This is a genomic window from Neisseria brasiliensis (assembly GCF_009671065.1).
Taxonomy (GTDB): domain Bacteria; phylum Pseudomonadota; class Gammaproteobacteria; order Burkholderiales; family Neisseriaceae; genus Neisseria; species Neisseria brasiliensis.
The window spans coordinates 2123383-2144774 of sequence record NZ_CP046027.1 but is presented as its reverse complement, the minus strand read 5'-3'; the positions used below and the strand labels follow the sequence as shown (position 1 = coordinate 2144774).

The 21392-nt window shown below is 47.8% G+C and carries 23 protein-coding genes; 4 read left to right on the top strand and 19 right to left on the bottom strand.

What is annotated here, in order from left to right; genetic code table 11:
* Positions 1-43: 43 nt before the first annotated feature.
* A complete protein-coding gene (locus GJV52_RS10700) occupies positions 44-1204 on the bottom strand; it encodes a CdaR family transcriptional regulator (protein WP_100564118.1) in 1161 nt (386 codons plus the stop codon).
* Between the two features lie 194 nt (positions 1205-1398).
* On the opposite strand from GJV52_RS10700, the gene GJV52_RS10695 reads away from it, so the two are divergent.
* The 3 genes from GJV52_RS10695 (at position 1399) to recN (ending at position 5826) form a co-directional block, all read left to right on the top strand.
* Positions 1399-2658 carry a GntP family permease gene (locus tag GJV52_RS10695; RefSeq protein WP_095502907.1) on the top strand — a complete coding sequence of 420 codons (1260 nt, stop codon included), beginning with the start codon at positions 1399-1401 and terminating at the stop codon, positions 2656-2658.
* A 141-nt stretch (positions 2659-2799) separates the two neighbouring features.
* Positions 2800-3933 (top strand): glycerate kinase, encoded by a 1134-nt coding sequence (locus GJV52_RS10690; protein WP_100564116.1) that lies wholly within the window; start codon positions 2800-2802, stop codon positions 3931-3933.
* A gap of 231 nt (positions 3934-4164) precedes the next feature.
* Positions 4165-5826, top strand: a complete 1662-nt coding sequence (gene recN, locus GJV52_RS10685; protein ID WP_095503131.1) for a DNA repair protein RecN — start codon at positions 4165-4167, stop codon at positions 5824-5826.
* A 90-nt stretch (positions 5827-5916) separates the two neighbouring features.
* On the opposite strand, the gene GJV52_RS10680 is transcribed toward recN, so the two are convergent.
* The 13 genes from GJV52_RS10680 to hisS all read right to left on the bottom strand — a co-directional run bounded on the left by GJV52_RS10680 (position 5917) and on the right by hisS (position 15558).
* Complete coding sequence (locus GJV52_RS10680; RefSeq protein ID WP_229439518.1) at positions 5917-6699, bottom strand: IS3 family transposase; 783 nt, start codon at positions 6697-6699, stop codon at positions 5917-5919.
* A 14-nt stretch (positions 6700-6713) separates the two neighbouring features.
* Positions 6714-7070, bottom strand: a complete 357-nt coding sequence (locus GJV52_RS10675) for a helix-turn-helix domain-containing protein (protein ID WP_100563122.1) — start codon at positions 7068-7070, stop codon at positions 6714-6716.
* A gap of 89 nt (positions 7071-7159) precedes the next feature.
* The gene (locus GJV52_RS10670) at positions 7160-7588 is read right to left on the bottom strand and encodes a TOBE domain-containing protein (RefSeq protein WP_100563124.1); all 429 of its coding nucleotides are present in this window, start codon (positions 7586-7588) and stop codon (positions 7160-7162) included.
* A 52-nt stretch (positions 7589-7640) separates the two neighbouring features.
* Entirely contained in the window at positions 7641-8513 is an 873-nt protein-coding gene (gene xerD, locus GJV52_RS10665; RefSeq protein ID WP_100563126.1) for a site-specific tyrosine recombinase XerD, read from the bottom strand.
* 59 nt (positions 8514-8572) lie between these two features.
* Complete coding sequence (locus GJV52_RS10660) at positions 8573-9013, bottom strand: peroxiredoxin (RefSeq protein WP_095503456.1); 441 nt, start codon at positions 9011-9013, stop codon at positions 8573-8575.
* Between the two features lie 30 nt (positions 9014-9043).
* A complete protein-coding gene (locus GJV52_RS10655; protein ID WP_095503455.1) occupies positions 9044-9679 on the bottom strand; it encodes a deoxynucleoside kinase in 636 nt (211 codons plus the stop codon).
* A gap of 115 nt (positions 9680-9794) precedes the next feature.
* The gene (gene folK / locus GJV52_RS10650) at positions 9795-10292 is read right to left on the bottom strand and encodes a 2-amino-4-hydroxy-6-hydroxymethyldihydropteridine diphosphokinase (protein ID WP_095503454.1); all 498 of its coding nucleotides are present in this window, start codon (positions 10290-10292) and stop codon (positions 9795-9797) included.
* Between the two features lie 13 nt (positions 10293-10305).
* Positions 10306-10677 (bottom strand): SirB2 family protein, encoded by a 372-nt coding sequence (locus GJV52_RS10645; protein ID WP_095503453.1) that lies wholly within the window; start codon positions 10675-10677, stop codon positions 10306-10308.
* A 49-nt stretch (positions 10678-10726) separates the two neighbouring features.
* On the bottom strand, positions 10727-11296 hold the full coding sequence (locus GJV52_RS10640; protein WP_095503452.1) for a class I SAM-dependent methyltransferase: 570 nt from the start codon (positions 11294-11296) through the stop codon (positions 10727-10729).
* 87 nt (positions 11297-11383) lie between these two features.
* Positions 11384-11674, bottom strand: a complete 291-nt coding sequence (gene hfq / locus GJV52_RS10635; RefSeq protein ID WP_095503451.1) for an RNA chaperone Hfq — start codon at positions 11672-11674, stop codon at positions 11384-11386.
* Between the two features lie 312 nt (positions 11675-11986).
* The gene (der, locus tag GJV52_RS10630) at positions 11987-13456 is read right to left on the bottom strand and encodes a ribosome biogenesis GTPase Der (protein ID WP_100563128.1); all 1470 of its coding nucleotides are present in this window, start codon (positions 13454-13456) and stop codon (positions 11987-11989) included.
* A 176-nt stretch (positions 13457-13632) separates the two neighbouring features.
* Positions 13633-14262 (bottom strand): YfgM family protein, encoded by a 630-nt coding sequence (locus GJV52_RS10625; protein WP_100563130.1) that lies wholly within the window; start codon positions 14260-14262, stop codon positions 13633-13635.
* Positions 14263-15558 (bottom strand): histidine--tRNA ligase, encoded by a 1296-nt coding sequence (gene hisS, locus GJV52_RS10620; protein ID WP_095503448.1) that lies wholly within the window; start codon positions 15556-15558, stop codon positions 14263-14265. It abuts the gene before it with no gap.
* 142 nt (positions 15559-15700) lie between these two features.
* On the opposite strand from hisS, the gene GJV52_RS10615 reads away from it, so the two are divergent.
* Positions 15701-16624 (top strand): pseudouridine synthase, encoded by a 924-nt coding sequence (locus GJV52_RS10615; protein ID WP_100563132.1) that lies wholly within the window; start codon positions 15701-15703, stop codon positions 16622-16624.
* A 56-nt stretch (positions 16625-16680) separates the two neighbouring features.
* On the opposite strand, the gene ispG is transcribed toward GJV52_RS10615, so the two are convergent.
* The 5 genes from ispG to ndk form a co-directional block, all read right to left on the bottom strand.
* On the bottom strand, positions 16681-17946 hold the full coding sequence (gene ispG, locus GJV52_RS10610; protein ID WP_095503446.1) for a flavodoxin-dependent (E)-4-hydroxy-3-methylbut-2-enyl-diphosphate synthase: 1266 nt from the start codon (positions 17944-17946) through the stop codon (positions 16681-16683).
* 2 nt (positions 17947-17948) lie between these two features.
* Complete coding sequence (locus GJV52_RS10605) at positions 17949-18812, bottom strand: helix-turn-helix domain-containing protein (RefSeq protein ID WP_095503445.1); 864 nt, start codon at positions 18810-18812, stop codon at positions 17949-17951.
* A gap of 3 nt (positions 18813-18815) precedes the next feature.
* Positions 18816-19571, bottom strand: a complete 756-nt coding sequence (gene pilW / locus GJV52_RS10600) for a type IV pilus biogenesis/stability protein PilW (protein WP_095503444.1) — start codon at positions 19569-19571, stop codon at positions 18816-18818.
* A 3-nt stretch (positions 19572-19574) separates the two neighbouring features.
* A complete protein-coding gene (rlmN, locus tag GJV52_RS10595) occupies positions 19575-20669 on the bottom strand; it encodes a 23S rRNA (adenine(2503)-C(2))-methyltransferase RlmN (protein WP_100563135.1) in 1095 nt (364 codons plus the stop codon).
* A 227-nt stretch (positions 20670-20896) separates the two neighbouring features.
* The gene (gene ndk / locus GJV52_RS10590; RefSeq protein ID WP_100563137.1) at positions 20897-21322 is read right to left on the bottom strand and encodes a nucleoside-diphosphate kinase; all 426 of its coding nucleotides are present in this window, start codon (positions 21320-21322) and stop codon (positions 20897-20899) included.
* Positions 21323-21392: the final 70 nt, after the last annotated feature.

Sequence of the window (21392 nt, the reverse complement as noted above, 5' to 3'; positions counted from 1 at the left end):
AGCAGAAATGTTTTTCAGACGGCCTTTGTTTAGTCGAGATGAATTACACCATATGCACAGCGATATACAGCAAAAAACGGTCATCGGTGTGATCAAGATTCAAGCGGGTCAATTCAGCAATTTTGTGCAAACGGTACTCTAAAGTATTACGGTGGATAAACAACGCTTTAGCTGTCTCTGCTGAATGCATGTTGTGATTAAACCAAGCCAGCAAAGTTTTGGTCAACAAACCGTTTTTATCTGCCTGTTTGAGCTTATTGAGCGTTCGTTCCAATTCGCGTCGCTGCCAGCCGTCTTTCAGCTGGTTGAGTAATACCGGCAAGATCAGTTCTTGATAATTGTAAATGCGCTGTTCAGGAAAACGGTTTTTTCCTACTTGCAACGTCGTATTGGCCGTCTGGTAAGACAAGGCAATACTGTTGGTCTCTTCCTCACAATCGGGGAAATAGTTACCCAAGGCGATGCGCACGTTTAATGACGTTTGCTCACTCATACGTGACACCAGCAATTTCACCCGCTCCATATGGTTATGAACATCCCAACGGCCAAGCGAATCTAAAGCAGGTTTGAGAATCACGATTTGCGTTAAGGACAAAATGGCCACTAAATTATCGCGTTCGGGATAATGCAGCAGGTTTTGCAGATTATGTAATTCGTTGCTGATGGCTTCGATATCCAGATCGCCGGTATCAACTTCAATGATACACACCACGCGCGGAGTAGATAAATCCACGCCTAGGCGTTTCGCCCATTCGTTCATTGACGGACTGATTTTTTCCGTTGAAATCAGGTTAAGAATCAGCTCTTCTTTCAAACGCGCATCCTGCGCCAGCATTTCAAACAACTGTGCCTGCTCCAGCATCATTTCGGCAGTCATACACACCAAACGACCGAATTCGCGCAAATTTTCCGGTTCGCCGGTTAAACCGATAACGCCGACCGTTTCGCCATCTAAGCGCAAGGGTAAATTAATGCCCGGGCGAACACCATGTAAGTTTTTAGTGACCTGTTCATCAATATCGACAATGCGCCCCTGCGAAAGCACCAATAATGCACCATCGTGTATGCTGCCTATACGGTTTTCATCACCGCTGGCAATGATTCTGCCTTTAATGTCCATAATATTGACGTTACAACCGATGATGTCCATCGTACGTTCGACAATTTTTTGGGCAAGCTCGGTGTTGAGTGGGTAAACAGACATAGTATTTTCTCTTGATTACAAAAGATTAGGTATCGGGTAGACATAACAATTGTGCCATAGTTGATATGCCATGAAATTATAAATTTGCATAAAAAAACAGATTATATGGCGTATTTTTTATACATCCGCACAAAGACTTTACACACATTTCCATACATAATAATGTCACAAATTGACAAACTAGGAGATTAACTATGCCTACTGTATCCGCTCTTGGCGCACTCATAGCGTTATGCGTCGCTATTTTCCTTATTCTCAAAAAAGTACCGCCTGCTTACGGCATGATCGCCGGTGCATTAATTGGCGGCTTAATCGGCGGTGCAGATTTGGCGGCGACGGTTAAGCTTATGATTGAAGGCGCACAAGGCATCACCACGGCTGTCATGCGTATTTTGGCTGCCGGTGTCTTGGCCGGTGTGTTGATTGAATCGGGTGCTGCCACCTCTATTGCAGAAACGATTGTCAAAAAGCTCGGCGAAAACCGCGCACTTTTGGCTTTAGCTGTGGCAACCATGATTTTAACTGCTGTAGGTGTATTTGTTGACGTTGCCGTCATCACCGTATCACCAATTGCATTGGCCTTAGCCAAACGTGTCGACTTATCCAAACCAGCCGTTTTATTGGCCATGATCGGTGGTGGTAAAGCCGGTAATATTATCTCACCTAACCCCAATGCCATTGCCGCTGCGGATGCGTTTGATTTAACCCTTACTTCAGTCATGGCTGCCGGTATCATTCCCGCAATTTTCGGTTTGATATTTACTTATTTCCTTGCGAAGCGACTGATTAATAAAGGCTCTCGCGTTAAAGCAGAAGAAGTGTCTGTTGAAAATACTACACAGCTGCCAAGCTTCGCTACTGCTATCTCGGCTCCTCTTGTTGCCATTTTATTACTGGCCCTGCGTCCTATCGCCGGCATTGCTATTGATCCTATGATCGCTTTGCCTGTAGGCGGTTTGGTCGGTGCTTTATTGATGGGTAAAATCCGTAGCGGTAACCAATACGCAGTAAGTGGTTTAGGCAAAATGGCGCCGGTAGCCATCATGCTGTTGGGTACCGGTGCTTTGGCCGGTATTATTGCCAATTCAGGTTTAAAAGATGTATTAATTGATGGCTTGACTGCTTCGGGTTTACCTTCCTACATCCTTGCCCCGATGTCCGGTATGTTGATGTCACTGGCAACCGCCTCTACAACAGCAGGTACAGTTGTAGCCTCTAATGTATTCGGTAGTACTTTAATTGAACTCGGTGTCGCCGGTATTGCTGGTGCTGCGATGATTCATGCCGGTGCAACAGTACTTGACCATATGCCTCACGGCTCATTCTTCCATGCAACAGGCGGCAGCGTTTTCATGGACATTAAAGAGCGTCTCAAACTGATTCCTTATGAAAGTGCCATCGGTTTGCTGATGACCATCATCTCTACCCTTATCTTCGGCGTATTTAAATTTTAACCAACCGGTTCAGACGGCCTTATGCTTAAGAAAGCCGTCTGAAACTAAAAAATATTTTTTCGCAACCCCGCAATTATTTTTATTCTTTCAGACGAAATCAGTCTGCCCACACTCCTGATACAACCTCAAAAGGATTAACTCATGAAAATCGTTATTGCCCCCGACTCCTTCAAAGAAAGTCTGACCGCATTGGAAGTAGCAGAAGCCATCGAAACCGGCTTAAAAAAAGTTTTGCCTGAAGCAGAATACATCAAAGTACCGATGGCCGATGGTGGCGAAGGTACGGTGCAATCACTGGCCGATGCTACAAAAGGCCGTCTGATTGAAACAGAAGTCACCGCACCTTTAGGCATTAAAATCACTGCTGCTTTCGGTATTTCTGGCGATGGAAAAATCGCCATTATCGAAATGGCCGCCGCTTCAGGCTTACATTTGGTGCCGTCTGAAAAACGTAATCCGCTGCTGACGACCAGTTACGGAACAGGTGAGCTTATCCGTGCCGCTCTTGATAAAGGCGTACAAAAAGTGATTCTCGGCATTGGTGGTAGTGCTACCAACGATGCAGGTGCTGGTATGCTACAAGCTTTAGGCGCAAAATTAACAGATGCGGAAGGCAAAGAAATCGGTTATGGCGGCGGCAGTCTTGAGCAATTGGATAAAATCGATTTAAGCGGACTAGACAAGCGTTTAGAAAATGTGTCTTTTGAAGTGGCGTGTGACGTGGATAACCCCCTGTGCGGCACCAACGGTGCTTCTGCCGTATTTGGGCCGCAAAAAGGCGCCGACCCCCATATGGTGCAGCAATTGGATAAGGCACTCTCCCATTTTGCCGAGATTGTAGAACGAGATACCGGTGTATCTATCCGCGACCACGCAGGCGCAGGTGCAGCCGGTGGTATGGGTGGCGGTCTGCTTGTATTACCACAAGTGAAACTAAAAGCCGGTGTCGAAATCGTTATCGAAGCGACTCAGTTGGCCGAAAAAGTTAAAGATGCCGATTTAGTCATCACTGGCGAAGGACGCATGGATGCCCAAAGCATTCGCGGTAAAACACCGGTAGGCGTTGCTAAAACTGCTAAGAATTTCGACAAAACCGTCATTGCAATCGTAGGCTGCTTGCGTGAAGATTATGAAGTTGTTTATCAAGCAGGTATTGATGCCGTATTCCCGATTATCCGCCACTCAGCCCCCTTGGATGAAATCTTAAAACAAGGTCGTGAAAATCTGGTTTCTACCGCACAGAATGTTGCTAAATTGTATCTCTTAAGCAAGTAGGCAAACCTTAAGAAATCATAACCAAAGGCCGTCTGAATTTCAGACGGCCTTTTTTACAACAAATAAAACCATACAATTCAACACTTTAAAAATAAGCTCAACAAAATCAGCAATAAAATATATAAAATCTTATTCCAATTACGAAAAATCTTAGTTAAAATAAACCCATCTAAAGAAAACCGTTTAAATCATTCTTTTCAGACGGCCTTTATCATACTAAGGAATACCATCATGTTGCTGGCACTCTCTTTACGCGATTTCGTGATTGTTGAAAACCTAAACTTAGATTTCCAAAACGGCTTTACCGTCTTAACCGGTGAAACCGGTGCCGGTAAATCCATCACGCTCGACGCGCTCGGTCTGCTTTTGGGCGATAAAGCCGATTACAGTCAAGTGCGCAACGGTGCCAAAGAAGCGCAATTTTCAGCCTTATTTGATATCGGCAGTCTGCCGCAATTGCAAGCCCAATTGCGCGAACAAGGCTTGCTGGAAGACGAGGCAGAAGAACTCAACATCCGCCGCATCATCGATGCCAAAGGCAAAAGCCGCAGCTACATCAATAATCAAGCTGCTACTTTGGCGCAGCTCAAAACCATCGGCGAGCAATTAATCGATATCCACGGCCAAAATGCCCATCATTCCCTAAACCAAGAATCCGCCCAGCGTCAGCTTTTGGATGCCTTTGCCGGTGCATTGGAGCAAGCCGAAAGTGTGCGCCAACAATACCAAAGCTGGGTTGCCGCCAAAAAATCGCTGCAAGAAGCGCAAGAGCAATCTGAAAATATCGCCATCGAGCGCGAACGTTTGGAATGGCAGTTCAACGAATTAACCCAGCTCAACCTGCAAGCCGGCGAATGGGAAACTCTCAGCCAAAGCCACGACAACTTGGCGCATTCTGCTGAATTGTTGCAAACAGCCGAACAAATCGGCGAAAACATCGATGGTGACAACGGCATTCAGCGCCAAATCTACCAATGCCAAAAACTTCTTGGCAACCTGCAAAACATCGAACCACGCTTTGCCGAAAGCCTGAATATGCTCGCCAGCATCGAAGCAGAATTGGGCGAAATCAGTGCCAATATGCGCGATGTCGCCGGCCGCACCGACATCGATCCCGATGAATTGGCCGAACAAGAACGCCGCATGGCCGAACTCATGAGCATGGCGCGTAAATACCGCATCGAGCCGGAAGCCCTGCCAGATAAATTAGCCGAAATCGCCAGCCAATTGGAAAGCTTACACGCCGCTGCCGATTTGGAAGCCTTGGAAGCGGCTGTCGCGCAACAATTTGCCGAATACCAAGAAGCCGCGCACACACTTTCAGCCATGCGCCATCAAGCTGCCGGCCGATTGAGCAGTGAAACCACCGAGCATATGCAACACTTGGCAATGAAAGGCGCGCGTTTCGACATCGTTTTGCTGCCATCATCACCAACCGCACACGGCTTGGAGCAAGTGCAATTCCAAGTGGCTGCCAACAAAGGCAGCGTATCGCGTCCATTAAACAAAGTCGCCTCAGGAGGTGAATTGGCGCGCATCAGCTTGGCCATCCAAGTCGTATCCAGCCAATACACCCATGTACCGACCTTGATTTTTGACGAAGTCGATACCGGCATTGGCGGCGGCGTGGCCGAAATGGTCGGCAAAGCCTTGCGCGCTTTGGGTAAACAGCATCAAGTTTTGGCCGTCACCCATTTACCGCAAGTTGCCTCATGCGGCGAACATCATTGGCAAGTGCGCAAACACAGCGAAGGCGAACAAACTGTCAGCGAAATCCGCGTGTTAAACGAACAAGAACGCGTGGAAGAAGTCGCCCGTATGCTGGGCGGTGAAATCATCACCGACACCACCCGCCACCATGCCGCCGAATTGCTGACACTGGCCGCGGCTTGATTGGGTTCAACTTACCAACCACAAAATAGGCCGTCTGAAAATCTACTGATTGAACTGTCCCCCAATTCTTGGACAAGTTAATAATCTTTCTCAAACAGCCTGTTCAAGCTGGGTTCTGTAAGCCACAGGACTCAGCTTTTTTAAATTCAAACTAATACGTTCATAATTGTAGTAACGTATATAATCATCTATCACTTTGGTCAACTCTGTCACCGATAACACACCTTCCTGATAGAAGCTCTCCACCTTCAATGTCCCGAAGAAACTCTCCATCGGTGCGTTATCCCAGCAATTCCCTTTGCGCGACATGCTCTGCACAATGCCTTTCTCAGCCAGCTTTTCCCGATAAGCCTGGGTTCGGTAAAGCACACCTTGGTCAGAATGCAGCAGCGGGGTCAGCCCTTTCAGACGGCCGAATGCCTTATCCAGCATCTGCATCACCATCTTGCTGTCCGGCTTTCTACTGAGCTCATAAGCCACAATCTCACGATTGAATACATCCAATATCGGCGATAAGTACAGTTTGCCGTCGGTGCATTTAAACTCGGTCACATCGGTCAACCATTTAGCTCCTGCTTTATCGGCAGTGAATGCACGCTTAAGGATGTTTTTCGAGGTCTCGCCTATAACTTGCGGACGATAGGCTTTTTTGTTGCGCACTTTGGCTTTTAAACCCAATAGTCTCATAATACGTTGCACTTTCTTTTTATTCCACGACAATACGGCACCAATCCGGCGTTGGCCGTAGCGGCCTTTGTGTCGGTGATAGACTTCACTCACCGCTGCTTTGGCTTCTATATCGGGATCAGGTCTGCCGATGTGGTAGTAGAAACTGCTTTTGGGTATGCCGGCACTGTGCAACAGGTATTTCAGCGGGTGCTTCGCCCTCAGCGTTTGAACGGTTTCGCAGCGTTGGCGGCGTTCTTTTCGTTGAGGGCTTTCATGTGCTTTAGGTAGTCGTTCTCCGCCCTCATGTAGCGTAATTCTTCAATCAGCTCTGCCTGAGTTTTTTCATGGTCGGGTTTGTCGACGATAAAGGGATTCTTGCGTTTGGTCTGCATAGTCTTCATAAGCGTAGCCTGTGGGTGTTGAAGTGCGGTTATACCTCCTTGTCGGTAGGCGGCAATCCAACGGCGCAGATGTGTGCGTGAGACGTTGAAATGGTCTGCGGTGCGCTGTTGGCTGTGCACTTGTTGGTAATGAAGTACGGCTCGGTATTTGAAGTCTAGTGTATATTTGGACATAAGAAAACTGCACCTTTTTAAGTTGGGGGAAAGTGTCCAACTTTTGGGGTGCAGTTCATTGTTTTTCAGACGGCCTTCTTTAAATATGATTACGCCAATACACCCAAAATTACGCTACCTGCTTTAAACACCGCTGTGGCGTATTGCCCCGGGTGCAAATCAAGCTGTTCGGTGCTTTGCACGGTAACACTCGCATGAATATGGATATTGCTGCCCAAATCCAAGGTCACAATCGAATTGACCGTACCACGTTCGACATGTGCAATCACACCCTTCAACTGGTTGCGGGCGGAAAGTTTGATGTGGTCTAAATCGGTGGCGATGATGATGTTGGTGGATTTAATCAAGGCAATCACCGTATCGCCCTCTTTCAAACCCAATTCAGCGCAGCTTTCGCTGGTGATGGTGGCGACCACTTCATGATTGCTCGGCAAAGTCAGCACCACTTGGCTGTGAATGCCGCTGGTTTGAATGCTTTTAACAATGCCTGCGAATTGGTTGCGTGCGCTGGTTTTCATGATGTTCTCTTTATGTTCAGACGGCCTATCCTGATAAAAGGCCGTCTGAAAGTCAGTTTCTCGGATGATGTTGCTCGACCACGCTTTTTAAACGCTGGTTGGCAACATGGGTGTAAATCTGTGTGGTGCTGATGTCGGCATGCCCCAATAAGGTTTGCACTACACGCAAATCGGCGCCGTGATTGACCAAATGTGTGGCAAAAGCATGGCGTAAACCGTGCGGGCTTAAGGCGGTAATCCCTGCCATCTCGGCATATTCTTTCACAATCATCCACGCCAGTTGGCGCGAAATGCCGACCCGCTTTTGGCTGACGAACAGTTCGTCACACATTTTGTTTTTCAGTAACAACGGGCGCGATTCCTGCACATAGCGTTCAATCCAATATACGGCCTCACCGCCCAAAGGCACGATACGCTGCTTGTCGCCCTTGCCGATGGTTCGAATCCAGCCTTTATTTAAATCAATATCGCCCAATTGCAATTTCACGGCTTCAGTCACACGCAAACCGGTGGCATACATCACTTCCAGCAAGGCTTTATCACGCAAACCGTGCGGCGTGTCGGTATCGGGCGCGTTCAAGAGGCGGTCGATTTGTTTTTCGGTAATCAGCTTCGGCAATTTTTGCGCCTGCTTTGGTGCTTTTAAAAAAGTGGTGGGATTGTCATGGTGCTGCTCGGTTTCTTCCAGCCACGCATACAACCTTTTACACGCAGATAATGAGCGCGCTTGCGAACTTGGCTTTTCTGTGGCATCGTACACCACATCCGCCAAATCTTCACGCGCCGCATTCAGCCAGTCAAGATTTTTCTGGCTTAAACGTGCCGCCACTTTTTCCAAATCACGACGATAGCTTTGCAGGGTGTTTTGACTAAGGCGGTGATTGAGCCAGAGGTGCTCTAAAAGCTTGTCGATTAAGGTATTCATAAGAATTTAATATTGAGGCCGTCTGAATATGGTTTTCAGACGGCCTGAAACTTTTAAAGCTATTTCTCGCTCACCGTTTCCAACACTTCTTGCGCATGTCCGGCCACTTTGACCTTGCGCCATTCGTGTTCGATTTCGCCAGACTTGTTCAACACAAAGGTGCTGCGCTCGATGCCCAACGATTCTTTGCCGTAAAGCTTTTTCAGCTTGATGACGTCAAACATTTTGCACACGGTTTCGTCTTTGTCGCTCAAGAGCTCAAATTGAAAGCCTTGTTTGGCGCAGAAATTTTGGTGCGCTTTCACACCGTCGCGCGAAATGCCGACCACGGTGTAGCCCAATGCTTTGAATTGTTCCAAGCGGGCATTGAAATCCAAGCCTTCGGTGGTACAGCCGGGGGTGCTGTCTTTCGGGTAGAAATACACAATCAAAGGCAGGTGTTCGGCAGAGTGGAAATCTTCACCGCTGCTGGATGGAAGGGTAAATTCGTATGTTGACATAATCAATTCCGTTTCAGACGGCCTATCAGGCTATTTTTCACTCAAATTCAGATAATTGCGACTGCCCTGCAAATCGCTCATCGCACGCAGCAGCAAATCAAAATGCTCGTCGTTGCCGTTAACGTCCAACTCATCGGCATTCACAATCAGCAAAGGGGCGTTTTGATAAAGGTGGAAAAAGCGGCTGTATTCTTCGTGAATGCGGTTGAGATAGCCGGCTGGAAACAGGTTCACCACACCATCGCCGCGTTTTTGCAAGCGTTTGCGGTTGGTATCGGCGGCGGTTTGCAGATAAATCACCAAATCCGGCACAGGATATTGCGGCATGGCGCGGCGTTTTAACTCCCAAAACAGGGTTTGTTCTTTATCGTTCAGCACCACCGGCACGAAAATTTGGTCTTTTTCCAATAAGAAATCGGCCACAATCACGCTGCCTTTTTCTTCTTCGGCATTAATCACGTCCACGCTGTCGGCTCGGCGCATCAAGAAAAACAGTTCGGTTGCCAAACCGTGATTATTGGCATTGGCATAAAATTGCGCTAGAAAAGGATTTTGGTCGGCATTTTCGGTCAAATGCAGTGCATTAAATTGAGCGGCCAAGCGGCGGCTCAATTCTGATTTGCCGCTACCAATCGCACCCTCAACCGCAATATAACGATAGTTCATGTTGATTTCCTACTCTGTCTTTTTATTGTCAGGCCGTATTTTATCAGACCCTGCAATGCTGAACAGTATCAAAATGCCGTCTGAAAGCTTTTCAAACTTTCAGACGGCCTATTTATTATTCCGCTTCACTCAATAAGCGAATACCATCATCGCCTAATCGAGCGACAATATCGGCAGCATTACCGTGTTGGCCCAATTTGAAATCCGGCAGAATTTCGGCCAATGGTTTCATCACAAAGCTGCGCTCATGCGCACGCGGATGCGGTAAGCTTAAATGCGGATCATCACTGCTTTGATGATCATAATCGATGATGTCTAAATCCAAGGTGCGCGGTGCATTGCGGAATGTGCGTTCGCGACCAAAATCGGCTTCGATTCGGTTCAACACCGCCAACAAAGCCACATCGCTCAAATCAGTGGATACGGCACACACGGCATTCACAAAATCCGGCTGGTCATCATAACCAACGGGCGCGGTGATGTAGAGTGACGACGTGTGTTCAAGCTTAATTTGTGGATGGGCGGCAACCGCTGCCAATGCCGCACGGATTTGCTGGGCTGGGTTCTGTAGATTGCTGCCCAGCGCAATAATGGCAGATTTTCGGTTTAACATGGTTCAGACGGCCTTAGAAATAAGGTTTGAATAAAGCCATGTACACAATCGTCGCCACACACGCCATGGCGCACAAATAAGTCACATAGAATTTGTTTGAACGCGGTGCAGAACGCATCATCGCCACGCCAAAACCAATATATACCAACAATAAAACGATTTTCACTGCCAACCAAGGCGCATTAAACGGGGTGAAATGGGTCAATTTCATCAGCCACAAGCCGGTAAACAACAACATGGTGTCGTTTAAGTGTGGCAAGGCTTTCAGCAGGCCACCCAAAGGTTTTTGCGGGTTTTTCCACAACAAGAAAAAACGCAGGTTAAACAATAAAATCGTAATCGCCACAAAAAGCATGTGGCTGTGTTTGACAATTAAATATTGCATGGTAGTGATGGTGGTTGGTTTAAGAATGCCGCTATTTTACCCTAAACATTCATTTCTGACGTAACTTTTGTATCGCCAACACATAAGGCGGATGGTTTTGACGGTTGATAAAATGGTATTTCAACACAGCAAATTCTTGCTGTGGCAAAGATTGCGCCCATGCTTCAATGGCTGCTGCTTCCACACACCCCGAATCATGGCCGGGGTATAACACTGTTACCACAATGCCATTGGGATTTAATAGTGATAACGTGCTGTTGAGCGCCGCAAGGCTGCTGTCGGCTGATGTGGTGATGTTTTTATCGCCCCCCGGAAGCCAGCCAAAATTAAACACTGCCGCATCCAAGCCTTGTCGGATATGACGTTCAATATATTGATGACTGTCGTGAACCAAATTCACGCGGCTCAGCAGGTTTTCCGCCATCAATCTGGCTTTGGTCTGCTCAATGGCTTGCTGTTGCACGTCAAACGCCCACACTTTGCCGCGATAACCTACGGCTTCGGCCAAAAAAACCGTATCGTGACCGTTACCAGCCGTGCCGTCTAAGGCCGTGTCGCCATTGTTTAAATGTTGAGTTAATAGTTGATGGGTAAAAGGAAGAATATTCTGAATTGACATCACATTCTCTTGGTATGACTTAAAAGGCCGTCTAAAAATAAAAATACCTTACCGTTACCGGTAAGGTATTAAAAATAATGACCTGCATTATTCTGCTGACTGTGTTTCCACTTGCACCGGCGCAGCTGCTTGTGCTTGGGCAGCCGGTTTGTTTTCGTGCTGCAAACTTACCGCACGAGCCGGAACGATGGTTGAAATAGCATGTTTGTAAACCATCTGGGTCACTGAAGTATTACGCAGCAGAACAACGTATTGGTCGAATGATTCAACTTGGCCTTGCAGCTTAATGCCGTTAACCAAGTAAATCGAAACCGGTACGTGCTCTTTACGCAACGCATTCAAAAAAGGATCTTGTAACATTTGTCCTTTAGCTGTCATATTCTTTACTCCGTTATTATGATTTTAAGGAAAGCCGTGAATAGCTTTATGGGTGATTGTAGCCTTGAATGTCGATTTTTACCAACAATTTTGGGTAAGAATATGCAAACTTTTTAACATGGTTTAGTTATTGCCCCCGCTTGATTTAGCTGATATTCGGCGCTGATTTGTTTAGATATTTACTCTATTTACGCTTATCTCTTTCTTCTTTTTCAGTTTTATTTCCTATCCGGCATGTTTCACGACTGACTTACTCAACGCATATCAAAAAAAACCGGAAAACGAATTTGACTATCGCTTTCCGGTTTGGCTTTATTTGCTGTGCTGTTTTTTCACGCTGACTTGGCGTTTCTTCGCTTTACTGCCGCTGTTGCGCACTTTTTCATCTTTGCGCTCTTCACGTTTGGCAATGCGATTACTGTAAGCCGCGCGGCGCAACGGTTTTTTCTTCGGCTTGTCTTCTTTTTCTTCGTAAGGGTTTTCCGAAACATTATATTGAATGCGCAACGGCGTGCCTTGAAGATTGAAGGCTTTGCGGAAAGTTTGCGTCAGATAGCGCGTGTAGCTGTCGGAAATCGCGTGCAGCGAATTGCCGTGCACCACAATCACCGGCGGATTCATACCGCCTTGGTGGGCATAACGCATTTTCGGACGGGTCAAGCCTGAACGCGGTGGTTGCTGGCGCTCAATGGCCGTCTGAAGCACGCGGGTAATTTTCGGCGTCGGCATTTTAATCATGGCTGCGTCATAGGCCGCCTGAATGCTGTCGAACAAACCGTCAATGCCGCGTTCTTTCAAAGCGGAAATAAAATGGAATTTGGCGAAATCCAAGAAATACAATTTGCGGTTGATGTCGCGCTTCACTTGCTCACGGCGCTCTTCGCTGATGCCGTCCCATTTATTGACCGCCACGACCAAAGCACGCCCTGCTTCCAAAGCGAAGCCGGCAATCGTGGCATCTTGGTCGGCGATGTCTTGCTGCGCGTCCAATACCAATACCGCCACATTAGCCGCTTCAATCGCCTGCATGGCTTTGATTACCGAGAATTTTTCCACCGCTTCATCTACTTTGCCGCGACGGCGCACACCGGCGGTATCGATGATGGTAAACGGTTTGCCTTCACGCTCGAAATCGATGTGGATACTGTCGCGCGTAGTCCCGGCCATGTCAAACGCAATCACGCGCTCTTCGCCCAAAATGGCATTCACCAAAGTCGATTTGCCGACATTCGGGCGGCCAATCACGGCAAAAACCGGATGCTTAGCGGTTTCTTCCTCTTCTTCCGGCTCTGGGAACTCGGCCAGAATATCTTCCATCAGGTAATACACGCCATCGCCATGCGCACCGGAAATCACATACGGCTCGCCCAAGGCCAGCTCAAAAAATTCGGCAGACAATACTGCCTGATTGCCACCCTCACCCTTGTTCACGGCCAAATACACCGGACGCGGGCTTTGGCGTAAACGGTCGGCAATGATTTTGTCTTGCGGCGTTAAGCCGGTACGGGCATCGACCAGAAATACCACTGCATCGGCTTCATCCACCGCTTGCAGGGTTTGGCGTGCCATTTCATGCAGGATGCCGCTATCGACCACCGGCTCGAAACCGCCGGTATCAATCACCAAATAAGGCTTGCTGCCGACTTTGCCGTGACCGTAATGGCGGTCGCGCGTTAAGCCGGGCAAGTCGTGTACCAACGCATCTTTAGTGCGCGTTAGTCGGTTGAATAAGGTGGATTTGCCGACATTCGGCCGTCCCACCAATGCAAATGTTGGTTTCATTTTTTCACTTTCCTTTTTCAGATGGCTTATATTTACAGGCCGTCTGAAAACACATAACGGCTTGCCGGACACACTACCCGACAAGCCTGCTGTTTGTTTCTTAAATCTGCATAATCGTATTTAATTACTTGGCACCATCATGCAGAATTACACAACCATCTCTATTTCAGACGGCCTTATTTTTGCGAATCCAATTTCATTTGAACCAATTCGCGACCCACCGAATCTTTCGGCAATTTGGCCAATGCCTGCTCATAGCTGGCAGCTGCTTCTTTGGCTTTGTTTTGCGCTACGAAAACATCGCCTTTGGTTTCCAGCAGCAAGGCTTCGTAATCGGCATCCACTTTGGCATCCAACGCCGCTAAAGCTTCATCGTATTTCTTTTGCTGCAATTTTACCACGGCCAAACGTTGCGCCGCCAAAGCTTGAACCAAAGGCTCTTTTTGGTTTTTCAACACCCAGTTCAGATGGCCTGAAGCCACATCGTAACGACCGGCATCAAACTCAGTCGCCGCCACCATCAAGGTTGCTTGTGCAGCTGGAATGGTTTCGGCAAAGTTTTGCTGCAGGTTTTGCAAATCGGCATTAATGGCTTTGGTATCGCCTTTGTTTTGTGCTTTTTCAACCAATTGCGCCAATACATCAGCTGCTTCTTGGCTTTTTTTCACCAAATGGCTTTGGTACATGGTATAACCCAAATAGCCCAATGCAGCCAGCATCAGTAAGGCAAACAGCCAGCGGCCGATGCTTTTCCAAAAGTATTTGAAATTATCTAACTCTTGTTGTTCTTCCAAATGAGCTGCCATTTATGCGTTCTTCCATTGTTGTAAAGTGTTGATTAAATCAGCGGCGGCCACGGTAATTTGGCCTTTTTCGCCCTGCATGTCTTTCAGCGTCACTTTGCCTTCGGCCAATTCGTCTTGCGCCACAATCAGGGCAAAATGTGCGCCACTGCCGTCGGCTTTTTTCATTTGCGCTTTCAGGCTTTGATAACCGGAATGCTGCAACACATTAAACCCTTCGGCACGCAAGGCTTGGGCATATTGCATCACCTGCAAAGCGGCACCTTCACCTTGATGCATGGCATACACATCAGGCGCAGCATTGGCTTGCAAGGTGCCGTATTCGTGTACCAGCAACAATAAACGCTCAATGCCCATGGCAAAACCAATCGAAGCAGCCGGTTTACCACCCAATTCTTCAATCAAACCATCGTAACGGCCACCGCCGCATACAGTCGCTTGTGCGCCCAGTTTGTCTGTCGTCCATTCAAACACGGTTTGGTTGTAATAATCCAAGCCGCGCACCAAACGCGGATTTTCGGTGTATTGAATATTCAAACCATCCAGCATGGCTTTGAAGCGGCTGTAATGCGTGCGCGATTCTCCGCCCAGATAATCCACCAAGCGCGGCGCAGCGTTACAAATTTCCTGTAATTCCGGATTTTTGGTATCCAATACACGCAGCGGGTTGGTTTTCAGACGGCGTTTGCTATCTTCATCCAATTGCGCTTCATATTCGGTCAGATACGCCACCAATGCGGCACGATGGGCGGCGCGTTCTTCGCGATTACCCAAGCTGTTAATTTCCAGCGTCAAATAATCACTAATGCCCAATTTTTTCCATAAATCGGCCGACATGGCGATGATTTCGGCATCAATGTCAGGACCTTCAAAACCCAAAGCCTCAATACCCACTTGGTGAAACTGGCGGTAACGGCCTTTTTGCGGGCGTTCGCGGCGGAACATCGGCCCCATGTACCATAATTTCTGTGGGCTGTTGTACAAAAGATTATGCTCAACCACTGCGCGCAAGCATGAAGCCGTGCCTTCTGGGCGCAGGCTCAAGCTCAGTGAATCGTTAGAATCGGAAAAGGTGTACATTTCCTTGCCGACCACATCGGTTTCTTCGCCGATAGAGCGCACAAACAAACCGGTTTGCTCCACAATCGGTGTGCGAATTTGCTGATAGCCGTAAGTGCGCGCCCACTGGCTGACCATGTCTTCAAAAGCCTGCCAAAAAGCAGCGGTGAGTTTGAAATCTTTTTGTTCGACAGGTAAAAGGTCATTCATACCTTTTACGGATTGGATTTTTTGTGCCATTTCAAATCAGGATGCTTAAATCAAATAGTCGGTAATTATAGCTTATTTTTAGCGGATTGTGTTCTCAGACGGCATCTTCCTTACGGTAAGGCTGTCTGAAAATCATTTCAATGCCAAGAAGGCTTCGGGTAAAATACGCGGTATGAATACACGCATCAATCCCCTGCCGCTGCTTGACGGCGTAAAGCCCAGCTATCTGGTGTTGCCGCACGACAAATCGTTTTACGGCTTACCGCTTTTGCATTTCTTATGCGCCCGTTTTCCGTTTGTTGATGACACCAATTGGCGCAAACGCTTAAACAGCGGATTTGTGGTCGATTCAGACGGCATGGCTTTGAATGCGGATACAATATTTCAACCCGGGCAAACGATTTATTATTATCGCGAAATCAGCCGTGAAGACGAACCGCGCATCCCGTTTGACGAAAAAATCCTGCATATTGACGAGCATTTGATCGTGGTGGACAAGCCGCATTTCCTGCCGGTGATTCCCAGTGGCCGTTTTCTGCACGAAACCTTGCTCACTCGCTTGCGCCTACACCCCGATTTGCAACACCTAAACGTGGAGCACATCACCCCGATTCACCGCTTAGACAAAGACACGGCAGGCGTGATGCTGTTGTCGCACAATCCGGCCAGCCGCCGCGATTATCAGACCATGTTCCAAGATAAAACGGTGCGCAAAACCTACGAAGCGGTTGCCCCCACGCGCACGGATTTGGTTTACCCTTATTCGATACAATCGCGGCTGGTGCGTGGGGATCAATTTTATTTGACGAAAGAAGTTGATGGCGAGCCGAATGCCTTTACCACCATCGAATTGGTTGAAAACCGTGGCAAAACCAGCCTTTACCGCTTGCAGCCGATTACCGGCAAAAAACACCAACTTCGAGTGCACATGATGAGTTTGGGCATGCCGCTGTTAAACGATGCGCTTTATCCTGTTGCGCTGGCGGTTGGCGATGAAAATTATGAAAAGCCGTTAAAACTATTGGCAAAAATCATTGAGTTTAGCGACCCTATTAGTGGCGATATTCGCAAATTTGAAAGCATGCAGAAGCTATAAAATAAAGGCCGTCTGAAATATTGCTTTTCAGACGGCCTTTATTTGAATATTAAGAATTAAGCATTTTTAATCGGAATCACACGCGGCTGAACGCGTTTGGCACCGCCTTCACGGTAATTCTCTTTCACATACTCTTCGACAATCAGCAAGAATTCTTGTGCAATGTTGTCGCCTTTTAAGGTGACTTTGCGTTCGCCATCAACATAAACCGGCGCAACAGGGGTTTCACCCGTACCCGGCAGGCTGATGCCGATGTCGGCCAATTTACTCTCGCCGGGTCCGTTCACCACGCAGCCCATTACGGCCACATTTAAGGATTCCACACCCGGATAAACCGTACGCCACACGTTCATCTTTTGACGCAGATAATTTTGCACATCTTGTGCCAATTCTTGGAATACCGTGCTGGTGGTGCGACCGCAACCCGGACAAGCCGTGACCATTGGGGTAAACGAACGCAAGCCCATGGTTTGCAAAATTTCTTGTCCGACAATCACTTCTTGCGTGCGCGAGCTACCCGGTTCCGGTGTTAATGATATGCGAATGGTGTCGCCAATGCCTTCTTGCAGCAACACGGCCAGCGCCGCCGTAGACGCTACAATGCCTTTGCTACCCATACCGGCTTCGGTCAAACCCAAATGCAGCGGATATTGGCAGCGGCTGCCCAACTCACGATACACTTGAATCAAATCCTGCACCGCGCTGACCTTACACGACAAAATGATTTTATCTTCCGGCAAGCCCAAGCTCACCGCTTTTTCAGCCGACTCTAAAGCAGAAACGATCAAGGCTTCTTTCATCACTTCTTCCGGCGGCAGCGGCGTAGCCGAAGCCATGTTGGCATCCATCATGCGCTTGGCCAAACTTTGATCTAAAGAACCCCAGTTCACGCCGATGCGCACGGCTTTGTTGTTTTCAGCCGCGGTGCGAATCATGTAGGCAAATTTTTCATCGCCTTTTGCACCCTTGCCGACATTGCCCGGATTGATGCGGTATTTGGCCAATGCTTTGCCGCACTCGGGATATTCGGCCAACAAGCGTTCACCGTTGAAATGGAAATCACCTACTAACGGTGTGTTGTAGCCCATATCATCTAAGCGCTGACGGATTTCAGCCACTTTGGAGGCTGCTTCAGGGCTGTTGACGGTAATCCGCACCATTTCCGAACCGGCATCGCTCAACTCTTTAACTTGTAAAGCGGTGCCTTCCGCATCAGCGGTGTCGGTGTTGGTCATGGATTGCACCACCACCGGTGCGCTGGAGCCAACGGTAATATGATCAATTTGGACTTGATGTGTTTGGCGGCGTTTGAGTGTGTTCATGTTTATTTTTTTCCTGCAATAAAGGTGGCAGACTGTTTGCCCGGGGCACGGTAATCAACCGGACGAATGCTGGTGCCGCCATAATTGGCTTCGGCACCAGCCGCGATACCGACCCATACTTCATACGGCGCACCGCCTTTGAAGCGGCGCTCACTGCCGGCCGGAATGATATTGCTGAACACCATTTTGCCATCTTTATCATGAATAATCAGATTACTGCGGTATTGTACTTTCACCCACAATTCATCGGCAGCCACTTCGACTTTCGACTCGGAAGCCGCAGAAGCGGCGACATCTGAAGCAGCAGAAGCAGCCGCAATCACTTGTGTGCCTTGCTCGGTCATTTTCGATACTTCAACATTGCTGGCTTTTAAAGCCGGCGCTTGCAAGCTGTTTTGCACGGCACTGCTGTCTTGTGCGTATTGTTGGCTACTTTCTAAATTCGACTTGTTTTGCCATAAATAAATACCGCCCACAATCAAAGCCAATGCCGCCACGCCCAAAATCCATTTTGGGAAACCGTTTTTCTCGACACTTTGGTAATTAAAACCGGCATCTTTTTCGCGATTAACCGCATACACATGATCAGCAGTTTGCGGCACAACGGTTTTCAGACGGCCTGCAATTTGCTGTTCATCCATTTTCAACAAACGCGCGTATGAACGCAGAAAGCCAGTGGCAAATACCAAACCTGAAAAGCTGGAATAATCGCCTTTTTCCAAATCTTGAATTTGCTCAACCGATAATTTCAGACGGCCTGCAATATCGCTGATGTCAATGCCTTGCTTTTCACGTAATTGGCGCAATTCATTGCCCAATGCTTTTGCTGCTTCGATGTTGTGTGCTGTTTTTTGTTGATTGTCCATGTATTATCGACCTGTCGTCACTGCCTGTAGTTCTTCGGAATAAGGGAAATTGGCTCTTAACTGCGCTTCGTATTCATAAGCGGCTTGGGTGTTACCCAGCGCATTAGCCAAGCGCCAACCTAACAGCAAATCATCTGCCTGCAATACGTCAACCTTGCTTTGGTATTGGCGGAAGTAATAATCGGCATCGTTCAGACTGCCTGCCAACATTTTGGTGCGTGCCAATTCTTTGAATGCGGGCGGAAATTGCGGCGCAGCAGCCAAAGCGCGCTCTAAATATGCTTCAGCCAATGAGAATTGACCCATTTTTGCGCTACAAATGCCTTTGTTTAAATTCGCCACATACGGGCTGGGATACGTCGGATCCGACAGCGCTTTGTCGAAATACTGAATCGATTCAGCCGGATTATTCATGTGGCTGCACACAAACCAGCCGTAGTTATTATTGATTTCCGCGCTATCCGGTTTCAACGACAAGGCTTTCAAAAAGCTTTCTTGCGCTTTGTCTTGTACCTTCAAGTATTGGTAAATCTGCGCACGCACCAACCAAGCCACTTCGTTTTTACCATTAGAATTTAAGGCATCTTCAATCGCCTGCGTTGCCTGACGGTAATCCTGAACGCGCATGTATTCCAAAGCCAATTGCGTTTTGATATTGGATACCTGCTCTGCACGTTCGCGTGGGCTTGGGCCTGACGAACCGGCACACGCTGCCAATGTTAAGGTCACAATTAAAGACGATAAAATATTTAATTTCATGGCTTAACCCTGTTGCTCAACCAAAATTTGCTGCCATTTTTGCTGACGCTTGGTTTTATCCTGAACCTGACCTGCCAACTGGCCACACGCCGCATCAATATCATCGCCGCGTGTTTTACGCACTGTCACCACATGGCCGGCCTGCTGCAAAATATCGCGGAACACACGAATATTTTCATTTGAAGAACGGTCGTAACCAGAATTCGGGAACGGGTTAAACGGAATCAGATTGAATTTACATGGCACATCTTTCACCAATTCAATCAACTCACGCGCGTGTTGCGGTTTATCGTTAATGCCATCCAGCATCACATATTCAAAAGTAATGAAGTCGCGCGGTGCTTTCACCAGATAACGCTGACATGCAGCCATCAATTCTTTCAGCGGATATTTTTTGTTCAACGGCACAATCTCATCGCGCACGGCATCATTAGACGCGTGCAACGATACCGCCAAAGCAACCGGCAAGGCGTCGCGCAAGCGATCCATCTGCGGCACCATGCCAGAAGTCGAAACGGTTACACGGCGGCGGCTCAAGCCATAACCATGATCGTCAAGCATAATGCTCAAAGCGGTGACTACGTTATCGAAGTTGGCCATCGGCTCGCCCATGCCCATCATCACCACATTGGAAATCACGCGCTCGTTTTTCGGCGTGACACCCATCGCTTTGTTTGCCCACCACAATTGGCCGATGATTTCGGCAGCGGTCAAGTTGCGGTTGAAGCCTTGGCGACCGGTAGAACAAAACGTGCATTCCAATGCACAGCCCACTTGCGATGAGATACACAATGTGCCGCGTTCGGCTTCGGGGATAAACACCGTTTCCACGCCGTTGCCGGTGCCGACATCCAGCAACCATTTGCGTGTGCCATCGGTCGATTCTTGCGACGTCATCAATTGCGGGATGCCAACAGTAGCTTGTTCGTTTAATTTTTGGCGCAACGATTTGGCCAAATCGGTCATTTCATCAAATTCAGAGGCACCCGATTGGTGAATCCAACGCATCACCTGCTTAGCGCGAAATGGTTTTTCACCCATCGCGGCGAAGTGTTCGGTCAAGCCTTGTAAATCAAAATTCAGTAGATTGGTTTTCATGTATTCTTAAACTATGAGAAGCTGTTAAATTAAAATTATATAGAACGGCAAGATACAGCTTTAATTTAAAAGCTTGTTATTTTGTTATTTTCAGACGGCCTACCTTTGATAAAAGGCCGTCTGAAACCTATCCGACAAAGTCTTTTAGCCGTCTGCCTGTTTTCCTGAATACAAGTTGCATTCAGAAAATCATTTAGACGGCCTCAAATAAATCGACAATGCGTCAATTAACGAGGGCAGATTTCGCTGTCGTTAAAGAAGTAAGCGATTTCGATGGTAGCGTTTTCCAAGCTGTCAGAACCGTGTACCGCATTCGCGTCGATAGATCCAGCAAAGTCAGCGCGGATGGTGCCGGCAGCTGCTTCTTTAGGATTGGTCGCACCCATCAGCTCGCGGTTTTTCGCCACGGCATTTTCGCCTTCCAATACTTGAATCATCACTGGGCCACTGGTCATGAATTTAACCAGATCAGCAAAGAAAGGACGCTCTTTGTGCACAGCGTAGAAACCTTCGGCTTCTTCTTGGCTCAGGTGTTTCATTTTTGCGGCAACAATTTTCAAGCCGTTGCTTTCAAAACGGTCATAAATTTTACCGATAACGTTTTTGCCTACGGCATCCGGTTTTACGATAGAGATGGTGCGTTCAATAGCCATGTCATGTCCTTATATTTATTGCATTTTGCAATAGGGTTTTTCAAAATTCGACGAAGCTTTATTTTACCAA

What these genes read in the sequence shown, in the direction of transcription:
- GJV52_RS10700 (WP_100564118.1), bottom strand. Translation starts at nt 1,204, where the DNA reads ATGTCTGTTTACCCACTCAACACCGAGCTTGCCCAAAAAATTGTCGAA.
- GJV52_RS10695 (WP_095502907.1), top strand. Translation starts at nt 1,399, where the DNA reads ATGCCTACTGTATCCGCTCTTGGCGCACTCATAGCGTTATGCGTCGCT.
- GJV52_RS10690 (WP_100564116.1), top strand. Translation starts at nt 2,800, where the DNA reads ATGAAAATCGTTATTGCCCCCGACTCCTTCAAAGAAAGTCTGACCGCA.
- recN (WP_095503131.1), top strand. Translation starts at nt 4,165, where the DNA reads ATGTTGCTGGCACTCTCTTTACGCGATTTCGTGATTGTTGAAAACCTA.
- GJV52_RS10675 (WP_100563122.1), bottom strand. Translation starts at nt 7,070, where the DNA reads ATGTCCAAATATACACTAGACTTCAAATACCGAGCCGTACTTCATTAC.
- GJV52_RS10670 (WP_100563124.1), bottom strand. Translation starts at nt 7,588, where the DNA reads ATGAAAACCAGCGCACGCAACCAATTCGCAGGCATTGTTAAAAGCATT.
- xerD (WP_100563126.1), bottom strand. Translation starts at nt 8,513, where the DNA reads ATGAATACCTTAATCGACAAGCTTTTAGAGCACCTCTGGCTCAATCAC.
- GJV52_RS10660 (WP_095503456.1), bottom strand. Translation starts at nt 9,013, where the DNA reads ATGTCAACATACGAATTTACCCTTCCATCCAGCAGCGGTGAAGATTTC.
- GJV52_RS10655 (WP_095503455.1), bottom strand. Translation starts at nt 9,679, where the DNA reads ATGAACTATCGTTATATTGCGGTTGAGGGTGCGATTGGTAGCGGCAAA.
- folK (WP_095503454.1), bottom strand. Translation starts at nt 10,292, where the DNA reads ATGTTAAACCGAAAATCTGCCATTATTGCGCTGGGCAGCAATCTACAG.
- GJV52_RS10645 (WP_095503453.1), bottom strand. Translation starts at nt 10,677, where the DNA reads ATGCAATATTTAATTGTCAAACACAGCCACATGCTTTTTGTGGCGATT.
- GJV52_RS10640 (WP_095503452.1), bottom strand. Translation starts at nt 11,296, where the DNA reads ATGTCAATTCAGAATATTCTTCCTTTTACCCATCAACTATTAACTCAA.
- hfq (WP_095503451.1), bottom strand. Translation starts at nt 11,674, where the DNA reads ATGACAGCTAAAGGACAAATGTTACAAGATCCTTTTTTGAATGCGTTG.
- der (WP_100563128.1), bottom strand. Translation starts at nt 13,456, where the DNA reads ATGAAACCAACATTTGCATTGGTGGGACGGCCGAATGTCGGCAAATCC.
- GJV52_RS10625 (WP_100563130.1), bottom strand. Translation starts at nt 14,262, where the DNA reads ATGGCAGCTCATTTGGAAGAACAACAAGAGTTAGATAATTTCAAATAC.
- hisS (WP_095503448.1), bottom strand. Translation starts at nt 15,558, where the DNA reads ATGGCACAAAAAATCCAATCCGTAAAAGGTATGAATGACCTTTTACCT.
- GJV52_RS10615 (WP_100563132.1), top strand. Translation starts at nt 15,701, where the DNA reads ATGAATACACGCATCAATCCCCTGCCGCTGCTTGACGGCGTAAAGCCC.
- ispG (WP_095503446.1), bottom strand. Translation starts at nt 17,946, where the DNA reads ATGAACACACTCAAACGCCGCCAAACACATCAAGTCCAAATTGATCAT.
- GJV52_RS10605 (WP_095503445.1), bottom strand. Translation starts at nt 18,812, where the DNA reads ATGGACAATCAACAAAAAACAGCACACAACATCGAAGCAGCAAAAGCA.
- pilW (WP_095503444.1), bottom strand. Translation starts at nt 19,571, where the DNA reads ATGAAATTAAATATTTTATCGTCTTTAATTGTGACCTTAACATTGGCA.
- rlmN (WP_100563135.1), bottom strand. Translation starts at nt 20,669, where the DNA reads ATGAAAACCAATCTACTGAATTTTGATTTACAAGGCTTGACCGAACAC.
- ndk (WP_100563137.1), bottom strand. Translation starts at nt 21,322, where the DNA reads ATGGCTATTGAACGCACCATCTCTATCGTAAAACCGGATGCCGTAGGC.